This is a genomic window from Bradyrhizobium sp. Leo170 (assembly GCF_004296405.1).
Lineage (GTDB): Bacteria > Pseudomonadota > Alphaproteobacteria > Rhizobiales > Xanthobacteraceae > Bradyrhizobium.
The window spans coordinates 1-215 of sequence record NZ_PSRR01000995.1 but is presented as its reverse complement, the minus strand read 5'-3'; the positions used below and the strand labels follow the sequence as shown (position 1 = coordinate 215).

General features: G+C 63.3%; 1 protein-coding gene. It reads left to right on the top strand.

Annotated elements, in window-relative coordinates:
* Positions 1 to 215: IS66 family transposase (locus CWO89_RS45600; protein WP_165421656.1), on the top strand; the 215-nt coding region annotated here is incomplete at both ends.

Genomic DNA, 215 nt, shown 5'->3' with positions numbered 1-215 from the left:
GTGCAGGGCCCAAGCTGCTGGTCCATGTTCTGTTTGCCAAGTACGGCCTGCACCTGCCGCTCAATCGTCAGAGCGACGTCTACCGGCGTGAAGGCATCGACCTCGACGTATCGACGCTCGCGGACTGGGTAGGTGCCTCCGCGGCAACCCTGATGCCTCTGTTAGATGCGATCCGGAGCCACGTCTTCGCAGCCGAGCGCATCCACGCGGATGAC